Origin of the sequence: Pelotalea chapellei, from assembly GCF_018531195.1 — a bacterium.
Classification (GTDB): Bacteria; Desulfobacterota; Desulfuromonadia; order Geobacterales; family Pseudopelobacteraceae; genus Pelotalea; species Pelotalea chapellei.
Genome location: NZ_JAHDYS010000001.1, coordinates 20,128 through 26,666, shown reverse-complemented (window position 1 = coordinate 26,666; position 6,539 = coordinate 20,128). Strand labels below are relative to the sequence as shown.

At 56.4% G+C, this 6,539-nt stretch carries 7 protein-coding genes; 4 read left to right on the top strand and 3 right to left on the bottom strand.

Going from position 1 to position 6,539, the window contains the following annotated elements:
• Positions 1-122: 122 nt before the first annotated feature.
• Positions 123-338, bottom strand: coding sequence for a hypothetical protein (locus KJB30_RS00140; RefSeq protein ID WP_214295907.1), 216 nt, complete (start codon positions 336-338; stop codon positions 123-125).
• Positions 339-386: 48 nt separating this feature from the next.
• On the opposite strand from KJB30_RS00140, the gene KJB30_RS00135 reads away from it, so the two are divergent.
• From KJB30_RS00135 to KJB30_RS00120, 4 genes are read left to right on the top strand one after another with little or no spacing between them, the layout of a single operon-like run.
• Positions 387-767: a cupin domain-containing protein gene (locus KJB30_RS00135; protein ID WP_214295906.1), complete on the top strand. Its 381-nt coding sequence runs from the start codon at positions 387-389 to the stop codon at positions 765-767.
• Positions 764-1,705, top strand: a complete 942-nt coding sequence (locus KJB30_RS00130) for a DMT family transporter (RefSeq protein ID WP_214295905.1) — start codon at positions 764-766, stop codon at positions 1,703-1,705. Before KJB30_RS00135 ends, KJB30_RS00130 begins: the two co-directional genes overlap by 4 nt.
• A gap of 40 nt (positions 1,706-1,745) precedes the next feature.
• Positions 1,746-2,693 (top strand): DUF2860 family protein, encoded by a 948-nt coding sequence (locus KJB30_RS00125; protein ID WP_214295904.1) that lies wholly within the window; start codon positions 1,746-1,748, stop codon positions 2,691-2,693.
• A 47-nt stretch (positions 2,694-2,740) separates the two neighbouring features.
• The gene (locus tag KJB30_RS00120) at positions 2,741-2,992 is read left to right on the top strand and encodes a GIY-YIG nuclease family protein (protein WP_214295903.1); all 252 of its coding nucleotides are present in this window, start codon (positions 2,741-2,743) and stop codon (positions 2,990-2,992) included.
• A 166-nt stretch (positions 2,993-3,158) separates the two neighbouring features.
• Here KJB30_RS00120 and fusA read toward each other — a convergent pair whose 3' ends face one another.
• Complete coding sequence (gene fusA, locus KJB30_RS00115) at positions 3,159-5,246, bottom strand: elongation factor G (protein WP_246545394.1); 2,088 nt, start codon at positions 5,244-5,246, stop codon at positions 3,159-3,161.
• Complete coding sequence (locus KJB30_RS00110) at positions 5,236-6,531, bottom strand: MFS transporter (protein ID WP_214295902.1); 1,296 nt, start codon at positions 6,529-6,531, stop codon at positions 5,236-5,238. Before KJB30_RS00110 ends, fusA begins: the two co-directional genes overlap by 11 nt.
• Positions 6,532-6,539 lie beyond the last annotated feature (8 nt).

Here is a 6,539-nt window from a genome sequence, read left to right as displayed (position 1 = left end):
CTGGCGAAAAATTAATGAGTGCAGGTGGGAAAATAAAAACGGCCGCTCCTTTCGGAACGGCCGCTGTCGATCTGTTTTTTATTGCGTACCGGGTGCAGCGGTTGTACAACAACCATTACCCTTCAGCGATGTACATGCTTCCTGCTGAAATCCTTGAAGGATCCCTTCGGCACCTGCGGTGTCGTCGCCGCAGAGGTGTTCATATTCCAGATCATTCTGGATAGGGAACGCTCAATTGGCGAGAGAAAAAGCGCTAGCAGGTACATGAATACAAACACCAGAAAAAAAGCTCCCAGCATCGTAAAGATGATTAACAGTACCTCGATTAGTGGTGGCATATCAAACCTCCTTTAACAGCTAGGCTTTCCTCTGTGCGGTTATTATACATGATAGAAAAAAAATTTACATCCAGAGAATATGTATGCTCCATCGCCGGTATCACTAACATTTTTGCAAACCTGCCCTGCCTTGTTGCAGAAGAGCGTTTCGACACTCTGCTTGATGCGGGTTCTGTGCGTATCGAACGGATTGTCTCAACTGGCCAAGTCACTCCGGCGGACACCTGGTACGATCAGAACTGGGATGAATGGATACTTGTTCTGTCCGGTAGCGCAGTGCTGATGCTGGAAGGAAACCCCGAACCGCATCGGTTGACGGCCGGAGATTGTCTGTTATTACCTGCCCATCAACGGCATCGCGTGGAATGGACCGCTCCGGATGAAAGGACGGTCTGGCTCGCAGTACATATTGGAGAACAGCAGCAATGAAAGAAAGCACCACATCCCCCAGCCAGGGGCGCATTTATTTTGTCCTCATTCTGACCACTCTCTTCTGGGGAGGAAGTTTCCTTTTCACCAAGATCGGTCTGCGTGAAATTCCTCCTCCGATGTTCGTGTTTTTGCGGTTCTCCCTGGCTACTTTGCTTATGCTGGTAGTCTGTTTCAGGCGTTTGTCCCGGCTTGACAGGGGCACTCTCCTGCGGGGCGCCACGGTGGGTTTTGCCCTCGGACTGACCAACCTCAGCTTTGTCTTCGGCGTCAACGGCACCAGCATTTCACGTGCCGGCGTGCTGAACAATCTGTTCGTGCTGTTCATACCGCTGATCACCAGGCTGGTCTGGAAAGACCGCATCGGCCGGGTCAACCTGGCCGGCATCACCCTTGCCGTCGGCGGAATCTGGCTACTGGCCACGGGAGGCGGCGTCGGTTTCAACCGGGGCGACCTGATCTCCACGGTCTGCGCGTTTTTCATCGCCTGCCACATCATCACGGTATCCAAGGTGTTAAAGGATGATGATGTCTATCTGGTTTCCATGGTGCAGTTTGCGACGGTGGCCTTTATGGCCGGAATGGCGTCCCTGACCCTGCCCATGCCCAACGCTCTCCCTTCTGGCGAGGCCCTGTTGACCATACTCTATTGCGCCGTCTTTCCGACAGTTTTCTGTTTCACCCTGCAGAATGCCTTCCAGCGTTATGTGACTCCCACCCGTGCCGGGCTGGTTTACACACTCGACCCGGTCTGGAGTCTGGTGGCTGGTTTCTTCGTCCTCGGGGAACGCCTGGCTCCCTTGGAATGGCTTGGCTGCGGGCTGATCTTCATGGCCGCCCTGTTTCCTCTGACCATACGCTTTTTCTGGGAACGCCGCCTGGTCAGTCGCTACGTTGAAGAAAAGCCGGTTGTGCAGGCCTTGGAGTGTGAACAGTAACCAAAGGCACGGTTGTTTCATCTGCTATGAGGAGATCGTGATGCTGGCTGAACCGAAAAAGAGATCAATGCTGCGAAGAGCCATGCCAGGAATGGCGTTGCTGTCGGCCCTGCTGTTGAATGGCACTTCATGGGCCGGGGAATTCAACAGTCGGGCAGGACTGGGGCTGCTGGTCATGGAGCAGGCCGATAACATGTCCGGGCGAGGGTACCGCGTGATTGCCGGTAACGAGCGACCACGCGCCTTTTCCCGGCTGATCCCGATCGGACTGCTGGACACGCGTTACACATGGGATAACAGCGCAATATCATTCGGCACGGCGGTGGACGATCCGGCGGGGCTCACACTTAGCTATCGCCGGAAGCTCGAGAGTGGCGCTATCAGTGCCGGTCTCTTTTACTCGATTTTCGGCAGCGAGTGGAGGAATCCCTATTTATTCGGGACGCCGCGGGTTGACACAACCGTGCACACTTACGGCGCGCGGGCAGCCTGGGAGGAAATTGGCGGTCAGCCGTTCACCGTGGCAATAAAGGGAACTGCAAAGCGGGTAGCCAATGAGGATCTTACTGGCGTGCTGCGCCGCGACGGGGTCCTGCTTGATACAGATATCAGCTATCGCCGGCGGCTGAACGAAGAGTGGTCGTTGGTCCCGTCAGTAAGCTACCTGCGCGGCCAATACGACGGCAGCGCCAACAATTTCCATGGCGGCACCTTCGGGATAGGCGCCATCTGGAGCAAAGACAACCTGGTCATAACGACCCGGCTTGCCGGCACATTGGCTGAATATGATCGGGAGCATCCGGTCTTTGACCAGCGTCGCCAGGATCTCGGTTACCGTTTCAGTACCCTGGTCAACTGGGGCAGTCCCTTTGGTTGGAAGCAATGGTTCACCTCCGCCGGCATCATTCATAGCCGGGTAGATTCAAATATTGATTTTTTCGCCAGCAGAGCCACCTACGGATATGCTCTCATGGGATACCAGTTCTGATAACGAACCTGCGGACAAGAGATGCTGCCGATTTGGAACGCGGAACAATGACCTGGCATGTTTATATCATTCACTGCTCAGACAACTCGCTCTACACCGGAATAACCACAGATCCCGAGCGCCGCTTCCGGCAGCATGCCGACGGGAGCGGGGCCAAATACTTCAGGGGACGTCGCCCGTTGAGGATTGTCTACCTGGAAACCGGCCATACCCGCAGTTCCGCCAGCAGCAGAGAGCTGCAGATCAAGGCAATGACACATGCAGACAAGTCTGCTCTTGCTAAAACTTTCGCTGTTTGACGTTTACTTCTGAAATTAAACAAAGCTTTAATCCGGCCTTTTCGAGGAAGTTTCGTGAGGCAAAACTGCTTTTGCTTCTGGGATTTTCTCTGCGTAACTCTGCGGCTCTGCGTGAGATAGCCTTTTTGAGCTGGATTTTCGATGGGCCATTTCCTTGTCCCAGTGATCAAATCAGTCCGAAACGTTGCTGGACCTCAGCCGGCGCCGCCTCGAAATGTGAAAACTCCATCGTATAGCTTCCCCTTCCTTTGGTGATACTGCGCAATTCTGTCATGTAGCCAAACATGGCACTTAGGGGTACAGTCGCTTTCACCACCTGGCTCTCCCCCTGATTGACCACCCCTTCAACCTGACCGTTCTTCTGCTGCAAGCTGCCAAGTACCCGGCCCAGGTATTCGGCTGGCACAGTCAGTTCCAGAGCCATCAGCGGCTCCAGCAGATAGGGACCGGCCTCCCGGGCAGCCAATGTTATTCCGCGTTGGGCAGCAGCCTTTAGCCCTGTCTCGGTGGTCAGGCCTGGTTCAAAAGGTATTTCCAACAGCTCAACCGTCAGGTTGGTCAGGGGGTAACCGGTGCGGCAGCCGGCCAGGCAGGCCTGGCCCAGGCTGTGCTCAACCGCCGCCAACAGCCCCGCCGGGCCGGCAGCACCGGGAGGGGGCAGGATGAAGCGCACTCCGCTGCCCGGCGGCATGGGAGTCAATCGCAGCAACACTTCTCCCACCTCGACATGCCCTTCTACATCCCTGCGAAATTTCTCCCTGTGCGTCACTTCCCGCCGCAGCGCCTCTTTATACACCACCCGCGGCCGTCCGGTTGATACATGCAGCCCGTACTCGCGGTTAAGCCGGTCCACTACGATCTCCAGATGGAGTTCACCCATGCCGGTCAGAAGCGTCTGGCCAGTCTCTTCGTCTTCATGCACCCGAAAAGTCGGGTCTTCCCACTGCAGCTTTTCCAGGGCATCCGGCAAACGCTCACGATCTTCGACTCCCTTTGGTTCCACCGCAATAGAAACCACCGGCTCCGGCAGAGTCAGTCCTTCCAGCAGCAGGGGATGGTCGCGATCACAAATGGTATCCCCGGTCAAGGTTGTCCGGAAACCGAGCAGCGCCACCACATCGCCGGCGCTCGCTTCACTGATCTCCTCGCGTCGGTGGGCGTGCATGCGGAACAAGCGGTCGATCCGCTCGAATGTACGTCGATTAGCATTGTAAATCGCTTTGCCGGGGTGGACTGTCCCGGCATACAGGCGCAGGTAGGTCAGCATCCGTCCTCCGTCCGACATTACCTTGAAGGCCAGGGCCCGCAGCGGCGCAGCAGGATTGCAGGCGACAAGTTCCCGCTCACCGCTGGTGGGATTGCGACCTGCCAGGGGCCGGGTGTCAAGCGGGGAGGGCAGGTACCGGCAGACCGCGTCCAGTAACGGCTGAATGCCCTTATTGCGCAGGGCAGAGCCGAGCAGTACCGGAAAAAGCCGACAGCCAAGAGTGCCGCAGCGCAGCGCTTTCTGCAGCCGGGCATCATCCACTGTTCTGCCGTCAAGATAATCGGACAGGATCGTATCATCGAAATCAGCCACCGCTTCGGTCAGTGCCAGTCGCGCCTGGGTCACTGCTTCTGTCAGCTCTGTCGGCACTTCCCCGCGCCGCACGGTGCGGCCCAGGTCGTGCTCATCAAATCGCAAGGTCTCGCCGCTGATCACGTCGATCACGCCGACAAGCGTCCCTTCATGTCCGAGTGGAAGTTGCAGCAATACCGGGCGCGCCTTGAGTCGCTGCTCCATCTGACGCAGAGTGGCCAGATAGTCAGCGCCGACCCGGTCCAGTTTGTTGATGAAACAGACCCGTGGCACCTCGTAGCGATCAGCCTGACGCCAGACCGATTCACTCTGGGGTTGAACCCCCTCAACGGCGCTGAAAATTACAACTGCACCGTCCAGTACCCGCAGGGTCCGCTCCACCTCTACGGTAAAGTCGATGTGGCCGGGAGTATCAATCAGGTTAAGCGTAAAATCCCGCCAGTGGCAGGTGGTGGCCGTGGCGGTAATGGTGATGCCGCGTTCCTGTTCCTGGGGCATCCAGTCCATAACCGCGAGTCCGTCATGAACCTCACCCATCTTGTGAGTTTCTCCGCTGTAGAACAGAACCCGTTCGGTCACGGTGGTTTTGCCGGCGTCAATGTGGGAAATGATGCCGATGTTGCGGATGGTGTCGAGAGGTTGAATGGCCTTCTCCTTCATGATTTCACTGCTCATGGTTCGGTACTTCCCTCACCCGCGACAGCACCATGCTGCCGATCACGAACAGCACAAGCACGCTAAGCACTCCATAGCGGGACTGACCGGTCAGCTGACCGGTAATGCCGAACAGAAACGGGCCAACAATGGTTGCAAACTTGCCGGAGATGGCATAGAAGCCGAAAAACTCCGCTGAACGGTGCGCAGGAATCAGTTTGCCGAAGAAGCTGCGGCACAGGGCCTGGATGCCCCCCATGGAGGTGGCAACCAGAATTGAGAGCAGCCAGAACATGGCTGTCCGGTCCTGTAGCGATCTCAGAGACGGCAGATAAAAGCCGAGCAGAGAGATGATGCAGTAAATGCCGATGCCGGTCTGCAGGAGCGGTTTCAGCGAAAAGCGGTCGGACAGTCGCCCCCAGATCAGGGAACAGGGGAAGGCAACAATCTGGATGGTCAGGATCGCCAGGATCATGGTCGTAGCGCCGAGGCCAATATCGATTCCGTACGCCACTGACATGGTTATGACCGTATTGACCCCGTCAATGATCATGAAATAGGCCAGCAGGAATAGAAAAGCGTCGCGATACTCCCGCAGATGCCGCAGGGTGGTCATAATCCGCCGGAACCCTTCCCGCACAGGCCTGGAGGAGGGGGGACAGAAATGTATTTGATCAACATTTCGCAACAAGGGAACGGAGAACAGCAGCCACCAGAGCACGACAATCAGAAATCCGATACGTGCAGCCATGGGTGGCAGGGAGAAGCTGCTGTCAGGTGTCTTCATTGCGAAGATCAGGGCAATGATTACCAGAAAAGGGATCACGCTGCCAATGTATCCCCAGGCAAAGCCGGACGAGGAGATCCTGCTCATGCGGGCCGGTTCGGTGACATCGGTGATGAAAGCGTCGTATAACCCGTTGGACCCGGCCCAGCCGGTTTTTGCAATCACGAACAGGGCCAGGCAGTACGGCCACTCCCCCTGTCCGGTGAAAAAGAGCATTGCAGTGGTCAGTACACCGATTATCAGGGACAGTGTGAAGAGCCGTTTTTTCCAACCCGGATAATCGGCCAGGGCGCCCATGGTTGGGGCAAGGCATAGCAGGAAAAAAGAAGATATGGAATTGGCGTAACCCCACCAGGCGGTGGAAAGCTCCGGCGCCAGGCCGCGTGCGGCATATTCCTTGAAAAAGATCGGCATGATCACCGTCACTACAATCAGGCCGAATGCGGAATTGGCCACATCGTAGAGAATCCAGCTTTTTTCGGGTTTTGTCAGGGAATAACCTGTGGTTTGTAAATTCATGGTTCAAG